At 58.2% G+C, this 21,213-nt stretch carries 18 protein-coding genes, 1 pseudogene and 1 riboswitch; of the genes and pseudogenes, 11 read left to right on the top strand and 8 right to left on the bottom strand.

Annotated features, from left to right (window positions below):
• The first annotated feature begins 45 nt into the window (after positions 1 to 45).
• Positions 46 to 1,305, top strand: a complete 1,260-nt coding sequence (locus JCM25146_RS05855; RefSeq protein ID WP_025826563.1) for an NAD(P)/FAD-dependent oxidoreductase — start codon at positions 46 to 48, stop codon at positions 1,303 to 1,305.
• Positions 1,306 to 1,438: 133 nt separating this feature from the next.
• Here JCM25146_RS05855 and JCM25146_RS17565 read toward each other — a convergent pair.
• From JCM25146_RS17565 to ribD, 6 genes and pseudogenes are all read right to left on the bottom strand, one after another.
• Positions 1,439 to 4,032 (bottom strand): annotated as a pseudogene (locus JCM25146_RS17565) (MMPL family transporter).
• 109 nt (positions 4,033 to 4,141) lie between these two features.
• Complete coding sequence (locus tag JCM25146_RS05845; RefSeq protein WP_025826561.1) at positions 4,142 to 5,152, bottom strand: lysylphosphatidylglycerol synthase domain-containing protein; 1,011 nt, start codon at positions 5,150 to 5,152, stop codon at positions 4,142 to 4,144.
• A gap of 54 nt (positions 5,153 to 5,206) precedes the next feature.
• Complete coding sequence (gene ribH / locus JCM25146_RS05840; RefSeq protein ID WP_025826559.1) at positions 5,207 to 5,695, bottom strand: 6,7-dimethyl-8-ribityllumazine synthase; 489 nt, start codon at positions 5,693 to 5,695, stop codon at positions 5,207 to 5,209.
• A gap of 44 nt (positions 5,696 to 5,739) precedes the next feature.
• On the bottom strand, positions 5,740 to 7,080 hold the full coding sequence (locus JCM25146_RS05835; RefSeq protein ID WP_025826556.1) for a bifunctional 3,4-dihydroxy-2-butanone-4-phosphate synthase/GTP cyclohydrolase II: 1,341 nt from the start codon (positions 7,078 to 7,080) through the stop codon (positions 5,740 to 5,742).
• The gene (locus tag JCM25146_RS05830) at positions 7,065 to 7,667 is read right to left on the bottom strand and encodes a riboflavin synthase (protein ID WP_025826554.1); all 603 of its coding nucleotides are present in this window, start codon (positions 7,665 to 7,667) and stop codon (positions 7,065 to 7,067) included. The genes JCM25146_RS05835 and JCM25146_RS05830 overlap by 16 nt, the downstream gene beginning before the upstream one ends.
• Positions 7,649 to 8,701, bottom strand: coding sequence for a bifunctional diaminohydroxyphosphoribosylaminopyrimidine deaminase/5-amino-6-(5-phosphoribosylamino)uracil reductase RibD (gene ribD / locus JCM25146_RS05825; RefSeq protein ID WP_025826552.1), 1,053 nt, complete (start codon positions 8,699 to 8,701; stop codon positions 7,649 to 7,651). The genes JCM25146_RS05830 and ribD overlap by 19 nt, the downstream gene beginning before the upstream one ends.
• A 119-nt stretch (positions 8,702 to 8,820) precedes the next feature.
• Positions 8,821 to 8,967, bottom strand: a riboswitch (FMN riboswitch).
• A 396-nt stretch (positions 8,968 to 9,363) separates the two neighbouring features.
• On the opposite strand from ribD, the gene JCM25146_RS05820 reads away from it, so the two are divergent.
• The 8 genes from JCM25146_RS05820 (at position 9,364) to aspT (ending at position 18,080) form a co-directional block, all read left to right on the top strand.
• Positions 9,364 to 10,557, top strand: a complete 1,194-nt coding sequence (locus tag JCM25146_RS05820) for a cytochrome b (protein ID WP_408734907.1) — start codon at positions 9,364 to 9,366, stop codon at positions 10,555 to 10,557.
• Positions 10,557 to 11,333, top strand: a complete 777-nt coding sequence (locus tag JCM25146_RS05815) for a cytochrome c1 (RefSeq protein WP_025826548.1) — start codon at positions 10,557 to 10,559, stop codon at positions 11,331 to 11,333. The genes JCM25146_RS05820 and JCM25146_RS05815 overlap by 1 nt, the downstream gene beginning before the upstream one ends.
• An 18-nt stretch (positions 11,334 to 11,351) precedes the next feature.
• On the top strand, positions 11,352 to 11,990 hold the full coding sequence (gene petA / locus JCM25146_RS05810) for a ubiquinol-cytochrome c reductase iron-sulfur subunit (RefSeq protein WP_025826546.1): 639 nt from the start codon (positions 11,352 to 11,354) through the stop codon (positions 11,988 to 11,990).
• Between the two features lie 150 nt (positions 11,991 to 12,140).
• Entirely contained in the window at positions 12,141 to 12,332 is a 192-nt protein-coding gene (locus JCM25146_RS25220) for a hypothetical protein (protein ID WP_242400950.1), read from the top strand.
• Entirely contained in the window at positions 12,320 to 12,691 is a 372-nt protein-coding gene (locus tag JCM25146_RS17560; protein WP_456303741.1) for a flavodoxin family protein, read from the top strand. The genes JCM25146_RS25220 and JCM25146_RS17560 overlap by 13 nt, the downstream gene beginning before the upstream one ends.
• Before the next feature lie 212 nt (positions 12,692 to 12,903).
• Entirely contained in the window at positions 12,904 to 14,223 is a 1,320-nt protein-coding gene (locus tag JCM25146_RS05800; RefSeq protein ID WP_025826544.1) for an outer membrane beta-barrel protein, read from the top strand.
• A gap of 632 nt (positions 14,224 to 14,855) precedes the next feature.
• Positions 14,856 to 16,280: a glutamate decarboxylase gene (locus tag JCM25146_RS05795; RefSeq protein WP_025826542.1), complete on the top strand. Its 1,425-nt coding sequence runs from the start codon at positions 14,856 to 14,858 to the stop codon at positions 16,278 to 16,280.
• A 111-nt stretch (positions 16,281 to 16,391) separates the two neighbouring features.
• Positions 16,392 to 18,080, top strand: coding sequence for an aspartate-alanine antiporter (aspT, locus tag JCM25146_RS05790; protein ID WP_025826540.1), 1,689 nt, complete (start codon positions 16,392 to 16,394; stop codon positions 18,078 to 18,080).
• A gap of 44 nt (positions 18,081 to 18,124) precedes the next feature.
• Here aspT and JCM25146_RS17555 read toward each other — a convergent pair whose 3' ends face one another.
• Together JCM25146_RS17555 and JCM25146_RS21260 are read right to left on the bottom strand one after the other, a co-directional pair.
• On the bottom strand, positions 18,125 to 18,688 hold the full coding sequence (locus tag JCM25146_RS17555) for a LysR substrate-binding domain-containing protein (RefSeq protein ID WP_148298982.1): 564 nt from the start codon (positions 18,686 to 18,688) through the stop codon (positions 18,125 to 18,127).
• Positions 18,607 to 18,972, bottom strand: coding sequence for a LysR family transcriptional regulator (locus tag JCM25146_RS21260; RefSeq protein ID WP_159101960.1), 366 nt, complete (start codon positions 18,970 to 18,972; stop codon positions 18,607 to 18,609). Before JCM25146_RS21260 ends, JCM25146_RS17555 begins: the two co-directional genes overlap by 82 nt.
• An 86-nt stretch (positions 18,973 to 19,058) precedes the next feature.
• On the opposite strand from JCM25146_RS21260, the gene JCM25146_RS05780 reads away from it, so the two are divergent.
• Positions 19,059 to 20,129, top strand: coding sequence for an NAD(P)H-dependent flavin oxidoreductase (locus JCM25146_RS05780; protein WP_025826538.1), 1,071 nt, complete (start codon positions 19,059 to 19,061; stop codon positions 20,127 to 20,129).
• A 40-nt stretch (positions 20,130 to 20,169) separates the two neighbouring features.
• Positions 20,170 to 21,153 carry an acrylyl-CoA reductase (NADPH) gene (gene acuI / locus JCM25146_RS05775; RefSeq protein ID WP_025826536.1) on the top strand — a complete coding sequence of 328 codons (984 nt, stop codon included), beginning with the start codon at positions 20,170 to 20,172 and terminating at the stop codon, positions 21,151 to 21,153.
• Positions 21,154 to 21,213 lie beyond the last annotated feature (60 nt).

The raw sequence follows: 21,213 nt of genomic DNA, 5'->3' as shown, positions 1-21,213 counted from the left end.
GTGTCACGCATAATTCAAGGCAGACCATAAAGGGACCCCATATCCATGACCCAGACAGCACCCAGCACGGCGGCCGATATCAGCCACACCATTGTTATTGTTGGCGGCGGGTCCGCGGGCATTGCCGTAGCCGCACGCCTGCTGCGCGAACGCCCTACACTGGATATTGCCATTATTGACCCCGCCACCACCCACGCTTACCAGCCGGGCTGGACCCTTGTGGGTGCCGGGGTGATGAAGCTGCGTGACACACTGGAGCAGGAAGGCGGGCTGATCCCCAAAGGCTGCGTGTGGCTGCGTGCTGCCGTCAGCACCTTTGACCCCGACAACAACACCCTTGCTCTGGCAGACGGACGCACCGTGGCCTATGGCCGCCTTATTGTCTGCCCCGGCCTGCAACTGGACTGGGACAAGATCGAAGGGCTGAGCGAAACACTGGGCCGCAACGGCGTCTGTTCCAACTATTCCAAGGATACGGTGGAATATACCTGGACCTGCATCCAGTCCCTTGCTGGTGGTACAGCCCTGTTCACCCAGCCCCCCATGCCGATCAAATGCGCCGGTGCTCCGCAAAAAATTGCCTATCTGGCTGCCGACCACTGGCGCAAGCAGGGCACACTCAACCGCACAAACGTGGACTTCTGCCTTGCAGGGGACGCTCTGTTTGGCGTGGCCTACTTCCGCCCCGCACTGCAACAGGCGGTAGATTATTACGGCATCAACCTACAGTATAAGCACAATCTGATTGCCGTTAACGGCCCCGAGCGCAAAGCGACCTTTGCTGTAACCGGGCCGGATGGCAAGGTGACAAAGGTGGTCAGGGAGTTTGACATGCTCCATGTAACCCCGCCACAAAGCGCCCCCGATTTTGTTAAAAAAAGCCCGCTGGCCGATGCCGCAGGCTGGCTGGACGTCAATGCCACCACACTCCAGCACGCCAAATACCCGACCGTGTTTGGCATTGGGGATGTGATGAACACGTCCAACGCCAAAACCATGGCGGCGGCCCGCGCACAAACCCCCGTGGTCGTCCGCAATGTTCTGGCCTCGCTCGACAATCGCCCGCTCAGCGCACAGTACGATGGATATGGCGCATGCCCGCTGACCGTTGCCTATGGCAAGATCGTGCTGGCCGAGTTCCTGTATGGCGGCAAGCCCGCCCCCAGCTTCCCCTACGACCAGCGCAAGCCCAGCCGGTTTGCATGGTTCCTCAAAACCACTGTCTTCCCCCATGTTTACTGGGATCTGATGCTCAAGGGCCGCGATATTGAAGTGCCGCACCACCCTGACTGGTCCAAAAACTAACACTGCTTTGCCGCATGGGGTTTACCCCTGTGTGGCAAAAATGGCGGACAATAAAAAACCTCCCCGAATTTCGGGGAGGTTTTTTTATACCCAAAATGCCGGGCCGCGATCACGCCCGATAGTGCATCAGGGATCAGACATCATCCTCCGCCCGTTTGGGCAGCAGAGCTGGTACGAACACCAGTGTGCCCAACAGTGTGCAAGCCAGCGAGAGCAGCAGCAGACGCCCCATGCTGGCCGTACCGGGGTGGTGAGAGAGTGCCAAGGAACCAAAGGCCGTACCCGTGGTCAGGGCAGAAAACAGCACCGCCCGCGCCGTGGGGGACGCCAGCGGAGATTTAACCCCATCACGCCAGTTCATGACAAAATAGATATTGAAGGACACACCAACCCCCAACAGCAGGGGGAGTGCAATAATATTGGCAAAGTTCAGGGTCTCGGGCAGCAGGACAACCAGAATGACTGTCATCAGTGCAGAAAGCAGCAGCGGCGCCAGCACAAGCGCCATATCCTTGACCCTGCGCAGCGCGATGATGAGGATAATGGCGATCATGACCACCGCCGCACCCGCCGCCTGCTCAAACGCGCGCACAATGGAGCGTGCGCTCTCCACAATATCCACCGCCGTGCCTGCCATGTCCGGCTCGATCTTTTGCAAGGACCCGACAAACTTGCGCAGGGCACCAGAGCTGCTCATGACCCTTTGGGGTGCACTTCAACCAGAGCGCGGCCATCGGGTAGCAGATAGTCGTCTGCAATGCTTGGCGGCACATCATGAATGCTCACCGGACCGGCCTGTAGCATGGTCCGCAGTTGCGCCAGTTCTGGCGGCAAAAAGCGCACAAGGGCCGTGTTGGCAGCAAGCACCCGCTCGTCCGATGCTGTGGACAGACGGGCAAGAGCCGCCTGAATACGGCGCAGCGGGTCGTTAGCGGGCAGCTTGTCCAGCACTTCTGCCAGTGCTGCGGCTGTGCTGGCGGCAGATGCCCGCAGGGCTGCAGCATCCGGGGCAGGTTTGGGGTTGGGCACAATCAGGGTAGGGAGCAGCATGGAGGCTGCATCCTGAATAAGCGCGAGTTTTTCTGGCTGCTGCGTGGGCACATATGACCCGAGCCACATGACGTCATGCACATCGGGCAGTTCGTCCAGACGGTCGGCCTCCTTCTGGGCATCTGCAAGCGATTTCACCAGCAGTTCCGCGCTGTAAGGAGATGTCTGGGGGTTATCAATCAGCAGGCTCAGGGCACGCATGCCCTCGGAATTGGGGTTTTTGGTGTGCAGCGGGTCGCCGTCAAACTGCAAGGATGGCACCAGCGCCAGCCCGATAACCGCCACCACGCCAAAAAAGGCCAGAAGCCATTTGCGGTGGTGCCGGATCTGGGCGTCCACTGGCTTCATCCATGCATAGCCCATGCTGGGGCAGTTCAACGGTGGGCGGCAGATGCACAGCAGCGCAGGCAGCAAGGTGGTGGTGCACACAAACGCCACCAGCATGCCAATGCCCGCAATAAGCCCCAACTGCGCCACCCCCAGAAAGGCGGTAGGCGTAAACGCCAGAAAACCGGCCGAAGTCGCCAGAGCGGCAACCAGAATCTGGTGTCCCGTTTCCTCCCCTGTCATGCGCAGGGCTTCGTACATGCCCTCCTTGCCCGTAGCCTCCGGACTTTGCGCACGGAAGCGCACAGAAAACTGGATAGCAAAGTCCACCGCAATCCCCACAAACAGGATTGCAAAAGCAACAGAAATCAAGTTGAGCGTACCCACAGCCACTGCAGCAAAGCCTGTGGTCAGCAAAAGCCCCACAACCAGCGTGACAACAATGGGCAGCACCACGCGCCATGAGCGGACCGCAAGCGTCAGCCACAGCGTGACCAGCAGCAAGGAGCCCACAAGCCCCGCCACCATGCCCTCGGCCACGGTGGCAAACTCTTCATCATCCAGTTGCACCTGCCCGGTCAGATGGACCTTGGCGTGACCACTGCGCACGAACTCAAGGTCTTTGATCACCCCAAGCATAGCATCCGTTGCCGCACCACCGGGCTGGAAGGAGCCATAATCAAGCACAGGCTGGGTAATGACAAACTGGTAACGCCCTGCAAGGTCGGACAACTGCCCACCCAGCAGGCGCTGCCAGGACATGGGGTTTGCCTGCCCGTCTGCTGCTTTTTCCAACGTGTTGGCAAAGCCAGTGAGTGGCGCCTGAAAACCTGCCAGATTGGCCTCTCCCTGCTTGACCCCCTGCGCAATAAGCGAGAGCGCACCAAACAGCCCACGGGCGGAAGGGTCCTGCGCAAGAGCGGACAAAAAGGGCTGGGCGGCAATTGTGTCGTTAAGAATGCCAGCCAGCGGTTTGGGCTCAAGGAACATAAGCCCGTTACGCTCAAGGTAGGGGCTGGCATCCGGCCTGTTGGCAAAAGAAAAGTGCTGATGATCGGCTGCCAGCTTCTCAGCCAGTTGGCGGGCGGTCTCCTGCCCTTCTTCTGGCAGGTCGGCTTCCACCACCGCAACCAGCAGGTTTTCCTTCTGGGGGAACAGGCGGGCCATCTCGTCGGAACGCTGCTTCCATGCCAGGCGGGGGGAGAGCATTTTGCTCGTATCCGTGGTGACGCCAAGCTGGGTCATGCCCGCATAAACGCACGCGCCGGACAACACGCAAAAAAGTGCCACGACCAGCCAAGCATGGCGCGCACAAAGGGTGATAAAACGACCTATGGGTGCAAAAAGCATGATAACCGACAAGATCCTAGAAAAGCCATGGCGTCAGGCACAAAACCGCCTTGGTTTGCCCAACAGCTTGGCACGATGCAAGTGACGATGTGGCAGAGCACTCTATCTTTTATCGCCCGGAGTGAGGAAAATGGGATTTTTCCGCGCCATTACCATGGCCGGGCCATGCGTGCTCCAGCCATTGCCACAGCAGCAGGGAGGGGACGCCCCAGGCAATTTCACGCAGGCGTTTGATCAGAGAGAGCGCAATGGCAACAGGGGGTGCAATGCCAAACAGCCCGCCCACAACCATATACCCCCCTTCTGACACACCAAGCGCGCCGGGTACGGCAAACCCTGCGGATTTAGCGGCCTCCCCCACCCCTTCAATAACAAAGCCAGTCGCCAGCGAGCAGTCATGGCCCATAAAATGCAGGATCAGACAGACCTCCACGGCCCCCAGAGCCCAGGCCGAAAACTGGAGGAGCAGGCTGGTCACGGCATTGCGGCGGGTCTTGTAAAGGCCAAGCACCTCCTGATGGATGCCCCGAATACCCTCTACCCCACCCCAGCCCAGATGGGAGGCTATACGCTCGAGCAGTTTTTCCACCACAGCCACAGCGCCAAGCCACTGGCTGGCAAACACGGCCACACCCACAACCGCCAGCACCAGAGCGCTCTCCAGCAGCCGGTCGGTAACTGCCGAACGCCGGACAAGAGCCAGCAACAACAACAACCCCGAGACCGTGAACAGCACCTGACTGAGCAGTTCGAGTGTAAGGTCACAAATGGTCGCAGCCGCAGCACGGCGCAAACCCAGACCACGCTGGCCCAGCAGGCGGCTGGCAACAACCTCGCCCCCCACCTGCGCTACGGGGAGCAGGTTATTCACCCCCTCACGCACACAACGGAGCATGAAAAAATCCCGCAAGGGCAGATGGGGAGCAAGGTCACGCCGCGCGATAATGCGCCACGCCTGCGCGGAAAGAGAGACCTGAACGCTATGAAAAACAATGGCGGCAAGGATTCCCCAGCCGCCAGTCATAACCAGTGCAAAAATAGCCTGCGCGCCAAAGCGCGAGAGCATCCATACCGTAAGGCCCAGCCCCAGAACACCGGCGACAAGAGTGATACGCTTCATGCGGTCTCCCCATTTTCTGCCCGAGGCTGCGCCATGCTGGCCTGATGCCTAGTTTTATCCCTCCCTGATCTGGCGGAGCAGCGCAAGAGATTCCACACAGGCCGCAGCGGCTTCACGCCCTTTATTATGCACATCATCCGAAGAACGCACGGTGGCCTGTTCTTCTGTATAGGTTGTCAAAATACCAAATGCGACCGGCACTTCCGTGGCAAGGCTTGCCTGAATGATGCCCATGGTCGCCCCAAGGCTGATGAACTCAAAATGCGCGGTATCACCCTTGACCACGCAGCCAAGGCAGATCACCCCTTCATACCGCCCGCTTTTGGCCAGTGCCTGTGCAAGCAGGGGCATTTCAAACGCGCCGGGGGCTGCAAACACATCGCCCGGTGTTACGGCAATACCGTGCTCACCCAGCCATGCAATGGCACCATCACGCAGCCCGCCGGTCACTGTCTCATTAAACCGGCTGACGACCAGTGCCAGACGGGGGGCCGGGGAAAGTGCCTTGAGGTCAGGCAGAGTAACGGGGGAACGTGTACCCATAAGTCATGTTATCCTTGTTAAAACGCGTGGTCTTGTAAAACAGATCAGGCTGGGACCGTGTGCATGGCGGGCTGGGGCGAATCACAGCTCAGGTGGTGGCCCATACGCTGGCGCTTGGCGTGCAGATAGGCGCGGTTGAAGGTGTTCGCCGGAATTTCCAACCCCAGCCTGCGACGCACCACAAAGCCCTGACTCTCCAGTGCGCGCACTTTGTCGGGGTTGTTGGTCAACAGGTCAAGCTGCCCCACGCCAAGGCTGCGCAGAACACCCGCAGCCGCACGCCAGTCGCGCATATCGGTTGCAAAACCCAGCCTGTGGTTGGCCTCTACCGTGTCCAGCCCGGCATCTTGCAGTTCGTAGGCGCGGATTTTGTTGACAAGGCCAATACCGCGCCCTTCGTGCCCGCGCACGTAAACCAGCACACCACATTCCGCCTGCCCGATGGCGCGCAAGGCCGCCTGCAACTGGGAACCACAGTCACACCGCAGGGAACCCAGCGCATCACCCGTCACACATTCGGAATGCAGGCGCACCAGTGGCACCGGCCCTGTGGGGCGCACATCGCCCTTGACCAGTGCGACATGCTCCACGCCGCTGTCGTCCTGAAAGGCGTGGATCACCAGATCATCCCCACCATAAACGCTGGGCAGGGCGGCCTCGGCCAGATCGGCCAGCCCTTCCTCCCCCTGTGTGGCAGGCTGGACGGGCTGGGTCTGCTCCAGTGGGGCCAGACCATGCGCCCCGATCCATTCCACCAGTTCGGCAATGGAGATGATGGGCATGTCATGCTGGCGGGCGAACACATCCAACTGGGGGCGGCGCGCCATTGTGCCGTCCTCGTTCAGAATTTCGCAGATCACGGCTGCAGGCTTAAGCCCGGCTAGGCGCAGCAGGTCAATGGAGCCTTCGGTATGGCCAATGCGCGCCAGCACACCACCGGGTTCAGCCCGCAGGGGGAAGATATGCCCCGGAGAAGCAATGTCGGCAGGTCCTGCACCATCGGCTGCGGCAACGCACACCGTCCGGGCACGATCGGCGGCGGAAATACCCGTACTCACCCCCTCACGCGCCTCAATCGAGACCGTAAAGGCCGTGCCATACTGCGCGGTGTTATCGCTCTGGCGCACCATCATGGGCAGTTCAAGCTGCGCCACGCGCTCGGCGGTCAGGGGCAGGCAGACCAGACCACGGGCATGGGTGATCATGAAGTTCATAGCCTGCGGGGTCATGAACTCCGCAGCCATAACGAGGTCACCCTCGTTTTCGCGGTCCTCATCATCCACCATCACCACCATGCGTCCGGCGCGTACAGCGGCCAGTGCGCGCAGCAGGCGCTCGGAAGGCTGGAGCGGTGCGGTCTGCCCCTGTGTCATTTTGTCTGACATTGTGCCTCCACATATTTTGCAATGATGTCCACTTCCACATTCACGGCATCTCCTGCGCGGAGCGTGCCCAGCGTGGTGTGTTCCCATGTGTGCGGAATAATCATGAGGGCAATGCGGAACACGTCCCCATGCACCGCTCCCACCTCGTTCAGTGTCAGGCTGATCCCATCAAGTGCGACGGAGCCTTTTTCCACCATGTAGCGGCGCAGGGTGGCTGGCACGTCAAACTCCACGCGCCGTGCATCCCCCACAGGAGTTGCCCCGACAAAGCGGGCCAGCCCATCCACATGCCCCTGCACAATATGGCCGGAAAGGCGGGTGGAAGGCGTAACGGCGCGTTCCAGATTAACACGCGCCCCTGCTGTGAGTGCGCCCAGCATGGTGCGGTCGAGCGTTTCCCCACTGACAAAAAAGCGTACGGGAGCGTTCTGAGCCGGGGCTACTGCTGTCAGGCAGACGCCGTTCACGGCAATGCTCTCACCCTCCGCCACATCGGCAAGTCCGGTCTGCACTTCCAGCATAAGGGAGCGCGCCCCCTGCTCCACAGCAAGGACCTGACCGAGGGATTCTATAATACCGGAAAACATGCCTGCTCCTGCGTGCATCGTGCCCATTCGGGAAAAAGCGAAAGGGGGGAAATGTCGTGTCGGGTTGAAACAGAAAGATGGTCGCGCCCCTGCGCGTCCTGCCCAATACTCAGCCAGTCATCCCACAGGTTCTGCACGCGCAGGGCGCGCAGCAGAGTGGGACCAGCCTCCACCATGACCCACAGGGCCGGGGTTGTAGCCAGCAGGGCTGGCAGGTCGGAACAATCGGGGCAGAACAGTACGTCAAACATCGGCTCTGCCTGCTCCAGCCAGCTAGAAGGTACATTGCGCGATGCCCCACACACCACCAGCACACGCCGCCGGTTAAGGTGGTCGGGTACATGCCGCACGGTAAAGGATGGCAGGTCAGCCCGCACTGTGCCCGTGCCAGTCACAAGGCCATCGGTCACGCGTCGCAGAGCATGGGCAAACTGGAGCGACTGGGGCGTTGTAAAGGTTTTGTGGCCCACAGGCGGCACCATGCTGCCCTGAGCGTTAACCGCCTGCTTGACCGTAATCCACGGTCGCCCATGCACCATACGCCACGCAAACGGAGCCAGCAGCGCCCGGCAACGCGCCATGCATGCGGCCCCGTTGGGAGCCTGCTCCAGCCAGCGCACCGTCAGCCCTTTGGCCTGCAAATATGCTGCCCCGCCGCCGGGTACATGGGGGTTGGGGTCTGCGCAGCCGATCCATACCGTCTGCACCGGGGTGGACAGCAGCGCCTGCGTGCATGGGGGGGTGCGACCCGTATGGTTGCAAGGTTCAAGCGTGACCACAGCCGTGTGAATACGCTCCACCACGCCAAGGGCGCGCGCCTGCTCCACGGCCAGACGCTCTGCATGCAACTCGCCCGCCTTGTGGTGGGCAGCAATGACCAGCACGTTGCCCTGCACGTCCAGCAGCACACACCCTACAGCGGGGTTGGGTGCGGTCTGCCCTGCAAAACGCCATGCCTCTGACACGGCAAGGTCAAACGCCGCGCCCACACGCTCTGGCAATGCGTAGGAGAAAGATTGTGAAAAACTGTTCACCCTGTTCTCTTCAGTCCATACCTGCACGTTACAGACGGACTCAGGGCGTCAAAAAAGGATACGCACTTTTTGCTCGCAGCCGGATTCCGGGATAGCGGACAAAAAGCGAGTCTCTCTTTTTCCGTTCTCTTTCATCCGGACTATGACCGTCGGCTCCGGAATTGCACCGGATCTGCTGACCCTGCCGAAGCAGGCGCTCGCGGGCTTGAGGGGACTGGCCCCTCTTTACCGCCGGTAGGGAATTACACCCTGCCCTGAGAACGTCGCACCCGCACACACTGCGGCTGCATCTGTGTAATATGATGGGACCAACACCCACAGGTTGCAAGGGCAAAACGCTTCACATCTGCTTATACCGTGTTGCACACGAGCCTGAGGGAGATAAAAATCGTTGCAAATTCGACTCAAAAACGCACCCTGAGCCGCAAGCCCCTTTGTCTGGCATGGCGAGCCTGTTAAGAGAGACTGACGTAAGTCAGCCCCCTGACCCGATGCGCGTAAGGGTGGCCCTTTTTGCAACCGTAAGTTCAAGGCAGGTTTTTCTTGCGCGTTCCGTGTTTTTTTCATCCCGTCATGTGCGCGGTGCCTGCTGGCATCCCTCTAACCCCCATGGACCAGCCATGACCCAGCCAGACCCGGTGACCAGACCCGACGCCCCCGCCATGACCGGCCTTGCCGGATGGGTGGAGGCACGCCTGCCTGTTATTTCCGCCTTCCGGGCCGAATATATTGACTTCCGCCTCCCCCGCAACCTGAACGGGCTGTGGAACTTTGGCGCCATTCTTACGGTTGTCCTGCTGCTTATGCTGGCCACGGGCATTTTTCTGGCCATGAATTACACACCCACCAATGCCGGGGCTTTTCTGTCGGTCGAAGCCATAGACCGCCAGCTTGCAGGTGGGTGGCTGCTACGGGCCATGCACATGACCGGGGCCAACCTGTTTTTGGCCGCTCTTTATATCCATCTGTTCCGCGGACTGTATTACGGCTCCTACAAGGCCCCGCGTGAACTGCTGTGGCTGAGCGGGCTTGTTCTGCTGCTGCTGGTCATGGCGACAGCCTTTGCCGGTTACATGCTGCCGTGGGGACAGATGTCCTACTGGGGGGCAGATGTGATTACAAAAGCCGTGGGGGCCGTACCCGGTATTGGTCCGGAGCTTGAGCACATCATGGCCGGGGGGGACCATCTGGGGGACGTGTTCTTGCACCACTTTTTTGTGCTGCACTTCCTGCTCGCGTTTGTCATTGTCGCGGTGGTGGGGCTGCACGTCACCCTTGTGCACGTTAGCGGCTCCAACAACCCGCTGGGCATTGAGCCCCGCACCCCCAAGGATACCGTACCGTTTTACCCATACTACATCAGCAAGGATCTGGTCGGGCTGATCCTGTTTGCCATGGTGTTTACCGCCCTGATGTTCTTCTGGCCCAATGTGCTGATCGAAGCGGATAACTACACCCCGGCAGACCCCATGCACACGCCTGCCGATATTGAGCCGGAGTGGTACTTCCTGCCTTTTTATGGGTTGCTCCAGTCTGTTCCCTCCAAATTCGGGGGGCTTCTGGCTTCCGCTGCGTCCCTGCTGATCCTTTTTGCACTTCCGTGGCTGGACCGCTCGCCCGTGCGCTCCATGCGTTTTCGTCCCCTGTGCCGTATTGGCCTGTTCGGGCTGGTGGCGGCCTTTATTCTGCTCGCCGCAGCAGGCAAGCACCATGCGCAGGGTGGATGGCTGATTGTGGCGCGGTTGGCGGGAATTTATTACTTCAGCTACTTTGTTGTGCTGCTCCCCCTTGTCTCCCGCAGGGAAAAAACACGCCCGCTTCCCTCCTCCATTTTTGCGGCGGAAGGAAAGCGCTGATGCCCACCCATATTTACCGCCCTGTCGCAGGACTGCTGATCGCCCTTAGTCTGTCTGGCGCCGCACTGGCCAGTGAACCAGACAAAGCGCCCCCTCATCAGGCATGGGGTTTTGAAGGACCTCTGGGTCAGTATGACCAGAACAGCCTGCAACGCGGCTTTATCGTGTTCCAGCACGTCTGCTCCACCTGCCACGGCATGCGCAACCTGACTTATGCCGATCTGGCAGGCATTGGCCTGACCCAGCAGCAGATTGCGGAAACGGCAAAGATCAAGCCACAGCCGGGAGCCCCCGATGCCGCAGGCCAGCCCACCATGCGCCCGGGCCTGCCTGATGACCACCTGAACTCCCCCTTCCCCAACGATGCGGCGGCGGCAGCCATGATGGGGGGCATTGCCCCACCCGATCAGTCCCGTCTGGCCATCACTCACCCCGGCGGGCCGGACTGGCTCTATGCCTTCCTGACCGGTTACCGCATGCCCCCGCCAGCGGACGCTCCCGTCGTGCCCGGCAAGTTTTATAATGACTGGGTCGCAGGCCACATGATTGGCATGCCACCACCCTTGATGAACGGCATGATCCAGTACCCCGATGGCACCCCCGCCACGGTGGAACAACAGGCGCGCGATATTACCACCTTTCTGGTCTGGGCGTCCGATCCGCACCGCAATGAACGCCACAGCATTGGCAAGGCCGTTATGGCCTACCTGATCGTACTGCTTGCGTTGGCCATTGCATGGAAACGCAAAATCTGGAAACGCCTGAAAACGCAGTAAAGAAAGCACGCAACAACCATGACACGCGAGACTGACACCACCCCAGCTCCCGAACAGGCTCCCGGCCGCCGTGACTTTCTGGGCATGGTCACTACGGCTGGAACGGTCACAGGCATTGCGGCCTGTGCCATTCCGTTTGTACAAAGCCTGCAACCTCAGGACAGCGCCGCTGCCCACCTGCCTATTGATGTGGACATTACCCATCTGGCTCCCGGCCAGCAGATGGTGGCTGTGTGGCAGGGCAAACCTGTTTTTATCATTCGCCGCACACCACAGGAACTGGACAGCCTGCAGAATGCGGAGCTGAGCGCACAGCTCAAGGATGCCAACTCCACTGCCAACCAGCAGCCGAGCTATGCCCGCAACTGGCACCGCTCCCTGACCCCCGAATTTGGTGTTTATGTTGGAATCTGCACCCATCTGGGCTGTGTCCCGACCTACACCCCGCCACAGGGGTCCGGGCCGGAGGCATCCGGCGGATACGGCTGTCCCTGCCATGGCTCCAAATTTGATCTGGCGGGACGGGTACAAAAAGGGGCCCCAGCCCCATACAACCTGCCTGTTCCCCCTTATGCCATGCCCTCTGCAACGGTCATTCGGCTGGGCGAAAATCCCAAAGGGGAGACTTTCGACTTTTCCACGATCGAGCAGATCTGACCGCCTGATCCGCTCACCCGGCCCGCATCTCATACCTATGGTGTGAGATGCTTTTGCCCAAAAGCAGCTTATCGCACACGTCCGACTACGCCATGCTCCGTAATACAAGAGCCAGCCCTTGGGGTCTGACCCACGTACGGAGATGCTGACATGTCTGATATTGTTGTTGTTTATCACTCTGGTTATGGCCACACCCGCAAGGTGGCCGAACACCTTGCCAAGCTGCCGAGGCCGAACTGCTGGCCATTGATGACAATGGTGACCTGCCCGAAAGCGCGTGGGACAAGCTGGCACAGGCCAAAACCATTGTCTTTGGTGCGCCTACCTATATGGGCAACGTAAGCTGGCAGTTTAAAAAATTCGCCGATGCAACATCCAAAATCTGGTACACACGGGGCTGGCAGAATAAGCTGTTTGCTGGCTTTACCAACAGCGCAAGCCCGGTGGGTGACAAGGGGCTGACCCTCTCCTGGCTGCAAACGCTGGCTGCACAGCACGGCGGCCTGTGGATTAGCCTTGGCATGCTGCCCTCCAACACCAAGGCTGCCAAAAATACAGACCTGAACGCACTGGGTGGCTCCACTGGCCTGCTGGTACAAAGCCCTTCCGACGCCAGCGTGGACGAAATTCCACAAGGTGGGCTGGATACGGCAGCAGCGTTTGGCACGCGAATTGCTGATATTACAAAGAAATTTGTATAAAATGCTTTGAAACCAGTTAAAAACTGATTTTATTAGCCACTCCACAAATATTGCGAGAATAAGTATTTTACCAAAGGGGGTTATCACGGAACTGTGATAACCCCCTTTTTGGCTTTTGCTTTAATTTTAAAAACGGAATATTACCAATCCAATTGCTCCCACAACAACAGCACACACACACCTAAATAATAAAAAGTGCGGGAATCTGCGTCATGCGTCTGTCCAGAAAAAAATCAGGTCTTGCTTTTGCCCTGAGCGTTGCCTCCGTTCTGGTGGCTGTTCCCGTCAAATCGGCAAAGGCTCAGGTTCACCCTTTTTCAGCCTTTTCCAGCGGTAGCTCGGACCTGTCACACTGGCTGTCGGACGTTACCCTGATAGGGCAGATTGAAGGGGGCATTATGGCCAACCCCGCACGCCCCAACCCCGGCTATAACTTTGGAGATTTTCTGGCGGACCACGCTAACCAGGTACAGTTGAATCAGGCAGAGTTCACACTCTCAAAAGCCATAGACGCCAGCAAAAACACTTACCAGATCGGTTTTACGCTGGAAGGGCTTTATGGCTCGGATGCACGCTACTACCACCTTGTTGGCATCTCCGATCAGGAATGGAAGTCCCGCTACCAGCTTATTCCCGCACAGGCCCATATTGACGTTCACCTGCCATGGCTGACGTCTGGCGGGCTGGACATGCAGGCCGGTATCCTGCAGGCCCCCATGGGTGTGGAAGGGCTGGACCCCGCCTCCCGCGCCTTTTACACACTGGCCTATACCTCCGAATATTCCGTACCGTTCCAGCATGTCGGGGCCATGTTCAACTGGCACGTAACCCCCATACTGGACGTTACATTCGGGATTGATACGGGGAACCAGACAACCTTTGGCGCATCCGACAATAACAGCCGCCCTGCTGGATACTTTGGTTTTAACCTGAACAATCTGGCCGGTGGCAAGTTGCGCATTGTTGAACTCAGCCGCGTTGGGCCAGAAAACTCATGGCGGGCACTTGGCGATCATTATGAAGCCGACCACGCACAACGCTTCTGGAACGATATTAACGCGACCTATCAGGTCAATGACAAACTGACCCTGACAGCAGAGTTCAACTACCTGCATGATGAAGGCATTCGTGGCATTGGCGCACGCGGGCAGTTTGCCGGCACGGATGCTGAGAGCTTTGTCAGCTTCCTCAGCTACAAGATCAACAAGGATTTCACCTTCAACTACCGTGGCGAAATCTACCGCGACAACACCAACTCCATGGTTGCCACCTTCCGTGGGAACAACTCTTACATGAACGCCATTGCCGGGCGGCCGTATGATACGGTGCCGGGTGCAAGCGGCCATGGCACCACCTATGGCGATCTTTCGCTTAACATAGCCTACCGTCCCGACCTTGGGCACCATGTGCGCATCTTCCAGCTTCGCCCGGAAATCCGGTTTGACCGCGCACTCAACAGCACCACCCCCTTTAATGGTGGCAACAACAACGGCATGTTTACCTTTGGTGGGGATGCAGTCATAGGCTTTTAACGCACGACACACCCAACAGAGCGCACAATCCAAAAAGCGGGCACATCCACGATCTGCAAAGGCCGTCTGGCCCGCTTTCCACCCTCACAGGCCACGCATCAATACCCTTGCGGGCAATGAGTGCACGGATCATGCATTCCATAACCCGTAGGACTTTTGCCCCGGCACGCATGGGGGAAGATTTTTTAATTCCACAATTTTTATCCAACGCAAGCATCTGTACCGATCCGATTGACCTGCATCCAATATTAACACCCCCGGCTCCATCTTCCGGGCAATGCAGATACATCAGAAATACACCAGATGAGCGCTGAAACATTTGGAAGCGACAATGCAGAGTGCGCACTCCACACTTTTCCACCACCCAAATATCAATAAAAAATAAAGTCAACGAAACAAGATCTATAAATTACTCAAATTTACACATAATTGTAAAATAAATTCACTTGTTAATCCAAAAATAACTATATCGTTATTTTATAAAAACTTAACTTATATTCCATTATCGGAACAAATATTTGTATTGTCTTCGACCTCTGCATTGTTTAATTGATTTCTGTCAATTTCCATATTTGCAGGCCGTGTTATTGCCCCGCCTTCGGTTAACAGCACGAGCTTGAAAGGTCATCCAGATGCCGATTCAGGAAAAGCCAGCCTCGCATGAAGTCGATGCCGACCTGTATGCGACCCGATCTGCGGGAATCACGGTTCCCAAATTCCGCTTTCCCAAAGGCGAGATGCGCCCTGACGTGGCTGAAGCTCTCATCCGCGACGAACTGTTCCTGGACGGGAACGCACGCCAGAACCTAGCCACCTTCGGGCAGACGTGGATGGAGCCGGAAATTCATCGCCTGATGGATCTGGCCATCGACAAGAATATGATCGACAAGGACGAGTACCCCGCTACAGCGGAAATCGAACGTCGTTGCGTCAGCATTCTGGCCGATCTGTGGAACGCCCCCGAGCTGAACCGCTCCATCGGCTGTGCCACCATTGGCTCCAGCGAAGCCGCCATGCTGGGTGGCCTTGCCCTGAAGTGGCGCTGGCGCGAAAAAGCCAAGGCAGCCGGGCGCCCCACCGACCGCCCGAACATTGTAACCGGCCCCGTACAGGTCTGCTGGCACAAGTTTGCCCGGTATTTTGATGTTGAAATCCGCGAAATTCCGCTTGAAAAAGACCGGATCAGCATGAATGCCGAGGAAGTGCTGAAGCGGGTTGATGAAAACACGATTGGCGTTATGCCAACCTTTGGCGTGACCTTTACCTGCCAGTACGAACCCGTTGCTGAAATTGCAGCCGCACTGGACAAACTACAGGCCGAAACCGGGCTGGATATTCCCATCCATGTTGATGCGGCCTCCGGCGGCTTTACAGCCCCCTTTAAAGAGCCGGACATGGAGTGGGACTTCCGCCTGCCCCGCGTCTGCTCGATCAACGCATCGGGCCACAAATATGGCCTTGCTCCGCTGGGCGTGGGCTGGGTTGTGTGGAAAGACAAAACCGACCTGCCGGATGACCTGATTTTCTGGGTCAACTATCTTGGCGGCAACATGCCCACATTTGCGCTGAACTTCTCGCGTCCGGGCGGTCAGATCATTGCGCAGTATTATCTGTTCCTGCGTCTTGGCCGCGAAGGCTACCGCCGCCTGCTCGACAATATGTACGACACGGCCGGGCATATTGCGCAGGAAATTGTCAAGATTGGCCCGTTCCATCTGTTTTTTGATGGCGACAGCAAAAAGGGCATTCCCGGTGTTTCGTGGACGCTGGAGGGGAACCCGGGCTGGTCGCTCTTTGACCTTTCCGACCGTCTGCGCACACGTGGCTGGCAGGCTGCGGCTTATACGATGCTGCCCAACATTACCGATGTTGTTGTCATGCGTGTTCTGGTCCGCCACGGCTTTACGCGTGATATGGCCGATCTTTTCCTTGCAGATGTGAAGCGCTCCATTGATTATCTGGAGGCCCACAAGCCCGCAACACCACTGGGCGCAGCAGGGCAGAAAACACCACACCATGCGTTTTCAAAAGACACGGTGCCCGCAAAGGCTCCGTAACACCGGTCTTTGTAACGCTTAGTACCTGATAAAACTGCCACGCTCTTTGTTGGAACGTGGCAGTTTTTTTCATTTCGTCCCAAACTTTTTTCCCCGGAGCGTTCTCCTACCATGGCATGGATTGAAACTGTACTGAAAACCTACCCTCCGATTGCAGTATTCATAGCCTTGGCCTTTGGGTACTGGTTCGGCAAATTCAACTATCGTGGTCTCGGGCTAGGTGCAGTCACGTCCACGTTGATTGCCGCAGTTGCGATCGGGCAGTTCAACATCCCGATCTCGCCCATGGTGGGGTCCTTTTTCTTTCTGCTCTTCCTGTTTGCTGTTGGTTATGGCGTTGGCCCGCAGTTTGTGCGGGGGCTGGCAAAAGACGGGCTGAAGCAGGCCCTGTTTGCCGTTGTGGTCTGCCTGCTCTGCCTTGGCTCCGTGTGGCTGGCAGCGCGCCTTGCCGGGTATAACGCAGGAACGGCTGCGGGTCTTTTTGCCGGGTCCCAGACACTTTCTGCCTCCATGGGGCTTGCGACCGACAGCATTAACCAGCTTGCCATTACGGTGGAAGAAAAACGCCACCTGCTGAACGAAATGCCAGTTGCCTACGCGGTCACCTATCTGTTTGGCACAGTTGGCTCTGCCATTATCCTTGCACTGCTCGGACCAAAACTGCTGCGCGTGGACCTTGCCAAGGAATGTGCGGATTACGAGGCCAGCATGGGTGGCATGGACCACAATGCCAGTGGCGATCTGGCCTGGCACCCTTACGAACTCCGCGCTTTTCAGGTTGGGGAGTCAACCAAGGTCAGCGGGCAGACAGTCTCGGAGATCGAACATCTCTTTCCCCATGGTGGTGTTTTTATTGAGCGCGTGCGCCGGAGCTCTCAGGTTATGGCTGCTAAAGGGGATATGGTCGTCCAGACCGGGGATGTTCTGGCCATTACCGGGTCACGCCATATTCTGATCGACATTATTGGTGCACACGCCAAGGAAGTGGACGACCGCGAACTGCTCTCGGTTCCCATGGAAGGCATTGATATTTTCATCACCAGCCGTGCGATCAGCGGGAAAACAATTGCTGAAATTGCAAAAATGCCCGAAGCCCACGGCGTTTTCCTGTGCAGGATTGCACGCGGGCTGACCGGGGAGGAAATTCCTCTGCTGCCCAAAACAGTTGTGCAGCGTGGAGACGTTCTCTCGGTGAGCGGGCGCACGGCAGATACCTCCATCGCCGCCAAGGCATGGGGCCGTGTAGACCGCCCCGGCAGTGTTACGGATGTTATGACACTGGCACTCGCCATTACCATTGGCTGCCTTGTTGGTGCGGTCACCATTCGTATCGGGTCCATACCCCTTACCCTGTCTACGGCTGGTGGTGCGCTGATCGCGGGGCTTATTACAGGCTGGCTCCGCTCCATCCACCCGACCTTTGGCTACATACCCACCTCAACAGTCTGGTTCATGAACTCTGTGGGGCTAAACGTCTTTATTGCAGGCGTGGGCATTGCATCGGGGCCAACCTTTGTTGCCGGGCTGGAAAATCTGGGGGCCGGAATATTCCTGTGGGGCATGTTTGCAACAACGCTCCCGCTTATTCTGTCCATCTTTATTGGCAAATATCTGTTCCGCTTCCACCCTGCCATCCTGCTTGGCGCCTGCGCAGGGGCACGCACAACAACCGCAGCACTGGGCATGATCAACGAGATCGCCCACAGTCAGGTCCCCACCCTTGGCTACACCGTCACTTACGCCGTAGGGAATACGCTGCTGACCATCTGGGGCATGGTGATTATTCTGCTTATGACCTAACAAAAACCGCCACGACACCCCAAGCCAGCCGGATGATACTGCTTTTATGCCAGTATCTCCCGGCTGAAAGCTGCAAACGCAGTGGACAAAAACCCGGACCGGCTGACCAGCCATGTCGGCATTGTGCACAGCGTTGTCCGTTCCAGCGTAACATCAGGCACCATAAGTGTAATCACACTGGCTGGCATAATGCAGGCACAGGCCCCGACTGCCGTATAGGCAAACATCTCATGGTAGGATGCGACCTGCCTGAGCGTTATCTCCTCCCCGCCAGCGTGGTGCTCGTGCAACCACGCCTCTGCCACAGCGCGGTAGGAGCAGCCCGGCGCAAATACCGCCAGCACTTTTTGCGCCCCGTGCGCCCAATACCCTGATGAGCAGAGCAGTTGCAGTTCCTCCTCAAACGCAGGTACTTCCTGCGCATGCAGGGTATTGGGGAATGATGCTCCGGGTTGCTGCGCAAGCAACGCACAATCCAGCTCCTGTGCCGCAAGTGCTCGTAACAAATGCGCACTCGGCGCTGCTGTCAGACTGACCGAAATAGCGGGCCACGCCGCCTTAAACCGCGCCAGTGGCACAGGCAGGCGGCTTGCCAGCGTGCACTCCATGGCACCCACCGGAGTGTTGTTGCCGTGTGCGCGGGTTGAACGGCCATTTTGGCGTCTTCAGCCAATGTGAGCATCCGCTGCGCATACTCCAGATATATCCTGCCCTGCGCACTGAGCAGCATGCGCTTTGTCTGCCGCTCAAAAAGCGGCACCCCCAGTTCAGCCTCCATCTGGCGTAGACGGGTGGTGATGTTTGATGGTGCACGCCCCAGCAGCGCCGCAGCCCGTGTGACGCTCTGCTCCCGAGCGACTGCACAAAAGACTGTGAGCGATAGAAAATCCATTCTTCTGACCCGTTGCATTAATGCACAGGCTATATATTCTCATAGGAATAATAAATTGCAATGGATATTCACAAAAGGAGAATATCATGGTTGCAACACCCCGGACGACCCTCAGCGACCTTGCCTTACCCATTATTCAGGCGCCCATGGCGGGCGTTTCCACCCCCCGGTTGGCAGCCGCCGTATCCAACGCCGGGGGGCTTGGCTCACTGGGGCTTGGTGCCTGCACCGCAGCCCAAGCCCGCGCCATGATTGAGGAAACACAGGCCCTTACGGACAAGCCATTCAACGTAAATGTTTTTTGCCACACCACGGGCAAGCGGGACACTGCGCGGGATACGGCATGGCTCAGGCACCTCGCCCCTTTTTTTGCAGAATTTGGTGCGCAGCCCCCTCAGGCGCTGACAGAAATCTATCAAAGCTTTCTGGCGGATGATGCGCTTTTTCACACTCTGCTGGCACTCCGGCCCGCTTATGTCAGTTTCCATTTTGGTCTGCCCCATGCGCACCATTTAAGTGCCCTGCGCCAACTGGGAATTACAACAATGGCCACCGCCACCAACCCGCAGGAGGCCGCACTGGTGGAAGCCGCAGGCGTGGACGCAATTATTGCCCAAGGCATAGAAGCCGGCGGGCATAGGGGCATGTTTGACCCGAACGCTGTTGATGAGCAGTTGAGCACGGCTGTTCTGCTCAGACTTCTGCGACGCCAGACAACCCTGCCTCTTGTGGCAGCAGGCGGCATAATGGATGGATATGCCATAAAAGCAGCGCTCGACTTGGGCGCAACGGCAGCCCAGCTGGGCACGGCTTTTATTCTATGCCCCGAATCTGCCGCCAGCGCGCCCTACCGCACAAGCCTGAAGAGCAAAAGGGCGTCCGCCACGCGCCTGACCTCTGTTTTGTCTGGTCGCCCGGCCCGTGGGCTTGTCAATCGCTTCATTCTGCAAAGCGAAGGGGCAGGACAGCCCCAAGCCGCCGACTACCCCTTTGCCTATGACGCCGCCAAGCAGTTGAACACCCTTGCCACACGGCAGGGCTGTGCGGAATTTTCTGCCCATTGGGCAGGACAAGGTGCCCCACTGGCGCGAGAACTCCCTGCGACCCGGCTAATGCAGGTTCTGGCTGAGGAATTGCAGCAGGCTGCCACCCGGTAACACCGCGCAAACTCACGTACGCCCCTGAAGGAAAACGCCAATGTTCAAAGCCATTCTGGTTAACAAAGACAAGACCGGCTACCACGCAACCTACACAGAACTGGCAGGAAACAGCCTGCCTGAATATGACGTGCTGGTTGATGTCAGCCACAGCACGCTCAATTATAAAGACGCTCTTGCCATAACCGGCGAAGGGCCTGTGGTCCGGCAGTTCCCCATGGTTCCGGGGATTGATCTGGTCGGCACGGTTGTGAGCTCAGAACATCCCGCCTACCACAAAGGGCAGCCTGTTCTGCTGAACGGCTGGGGTGTTGGCGAACAAAGCTGGGGCGGATTAGCCCAGAAAGCCCGCGTCCGGGGGGACTGGCTGATCCCCCTGCCCGCTGGTTTGTCCCCCAGCCAAGCCATGGCCATTGGCACGGCGGGTTATACCGCCATGCTGTGTGTTCTTGCGTTGGAAAAACACGGCGTGACACCAGAAAAGGGCGATATTCTGGTCACCGGCGCAAATGGAGGCGTGGGCAGCATTGCTGTGCTTCTGCTTGCACGGCTGGGGTACCGGGTTGTGGCCTCCACAGGCCGCACGCATGAGGCAGAGCACCTGTTCAACCTTGGGGCTGCCGAGGTTGTGGACCGCGCCACACTTATAGCGCCGGACAAACCCTTGCAAAAAGAACGCTGGGCAGGAGTTATTGATTCTCTGGGCAGCCATACTCTGGCCAATGCCTGCGCCAGCACTCAGGCTGATGGCGTTGTGACAACCTGCGGTCTGGCACAGGGGGTGGAGCTGGCTACCACAGTAGCACCGTTTATTCTGCGTGGTATCAGCCTGCTGGGCATTAACAGCGTAACACGCCCGCAGGCCGAGCGCGTAACCGCATGGGCACGCCTGAGCCGGGACATAGACTTTGAAAAACTGGAAACCCTGACCCGCACAATCGGCCTGACCGAGTCCATTGCCTGTGCTCAATCCCTGCTGGCTGGTCAGGTCCGTGGCAGGCTGGTGGTGGATGTGAACCGCTGAGCAGGCGAATAGATATATTCATTTGACATTTTTAAAAGGCTTTATAAGGTGCATTTGTTC

This window comes from Acetobacter okinawensis JCM 25146 (assembly GCF_000613865.1).
GTDB classification, from domain to species: domain Bacteria; phylum Pseudomonadota; class Alphaproteobacteria; order Acetobacterales; family Acetobacteraceae; genus Acetobacter; species Acetobacter okinawensis.
The sequence above is the reverse complement of the archived record's forward strand: the minus strand, read 5'-3'. Positions and strand labels throughout refer to the sequence as shown.

Bases quoted from the DNA above. Each gene is read 5' to 3' on its own strand.
- JCM25146_RS05815 (WP_025826548.1), top strand. From the start codon at position 10,557: ATGCCCACCCATATTTACCGCCCTGTCGCAGGACTGCTGATCGCCCTT.
- JCM25146_RS25220 (WP_242400950.1), top strand. From the start codon at position 12,141: ATGTCTGATATTGTTGTTGTTTATCACTCTGGTTATGGCCACACCCGC.
- JCM25146_RS05830 (WP_025826554.1), bottom strand. From the start codon at position 7,667: ATGTTTTCCGGTATTATAGAATCCCTCGGTCAGGTCCTTGCTGTGGAG.
- JCM25146_RS05835 (WP_025826556.1), bottom strand. From the start codon at position 7,080: ATGTCAGACAAAATGACACAGGGGCAGACCGCACCGCTCCAGCCTTCC.
- JCM25146_RS05800 (WP_025826544.1), top strand. From the start codon at position 12,904: ATGCGTCTGTCCAGAAAAAAATCAGGTCTTGCTTTTGCCCTGAGCGTT.
- petA (WP_025826546.1), top strand. From the start codon at position 11,352: ATGACACGCGAGACTGACACCACCCCAGCTCCCGAACAGGCTCCCGGC.
- aspT (WP_025826540.1), top strand. From the start codon at position 16,392: ATGGCATGGATTGAAACTGTACTGAAAACCTACCCTCCGATTGCAGTA.
- JCM25146_RS05855 (WP_025826563.1), top strand. From the start codon at position 46: ATGACCCAGACAGCACCCAGCACGGCGGCCGATATCAGCCACACCATT.
- ribH (WP_025826559.1), bottom strand. From the start codon at position 5,695: ATGGGTACACGTTCCCCCGTTACTCTGCCTGACCTCAAGGCACTTTCC.
- acuI (WP_025826536.1), top strand. From the start codon at position 20,170: ATGTTCAAAGCCATTCTGGTTAACAAAGACAAGACCGGCTACCACGCA.
- JCM25146_RS05845 (WP_025826561.1), bottom strand. From the start codon at position 5,152: ATGAAGCGTATCACTCTTGTCGCCGGTGTTCTGGGGCTGGGCCTTACG.
- JCM25146_RS05795 (WP_025826542.1), top strand. From the start codon at position 14,856: ATGCCGATTCAGGAAAAGCCAGCCTCGCATGAAGTCGATGCCGACCTG.
- JCM25146_RS17555 (WP_148298982.1), bottom strand. From the start codon at position 18,688: ATGGAGTGCACGCTGGCAAGCCGCCTGCCTGTGCCACTGGCGCGGTTT.
- JCM25146_RS21260 (WP_159101960.1), bottom strand. From the start codon at position 18,972: ATGGATTTTCTATCGCTCACAGTCTTTTGTGCAGTCGCTCGGGAGCAG.
- JCM25146_RS17560 (WP_456303741.1), top strand. From the start codon at position 12,320: ATGGGCAACGTAAGCTGGCAGTTTAAAAAATTCGCCGATGCAACATCC.
- JCM25146_RS05820 (WP_408734907.1), top strand. From the start codon at position 9,364: ATGACCGGCCTTGCCGGATGGGTGGAGGCACGCCTGCCTGTTATTTCC.
- JCM25146_RS05780 (WP_025826538.1), top strand. From the start codon at position 19,059: ATGGTTGCAACACCCCGGACGACCCTCAGCGACCTTGCCTTACCCATT.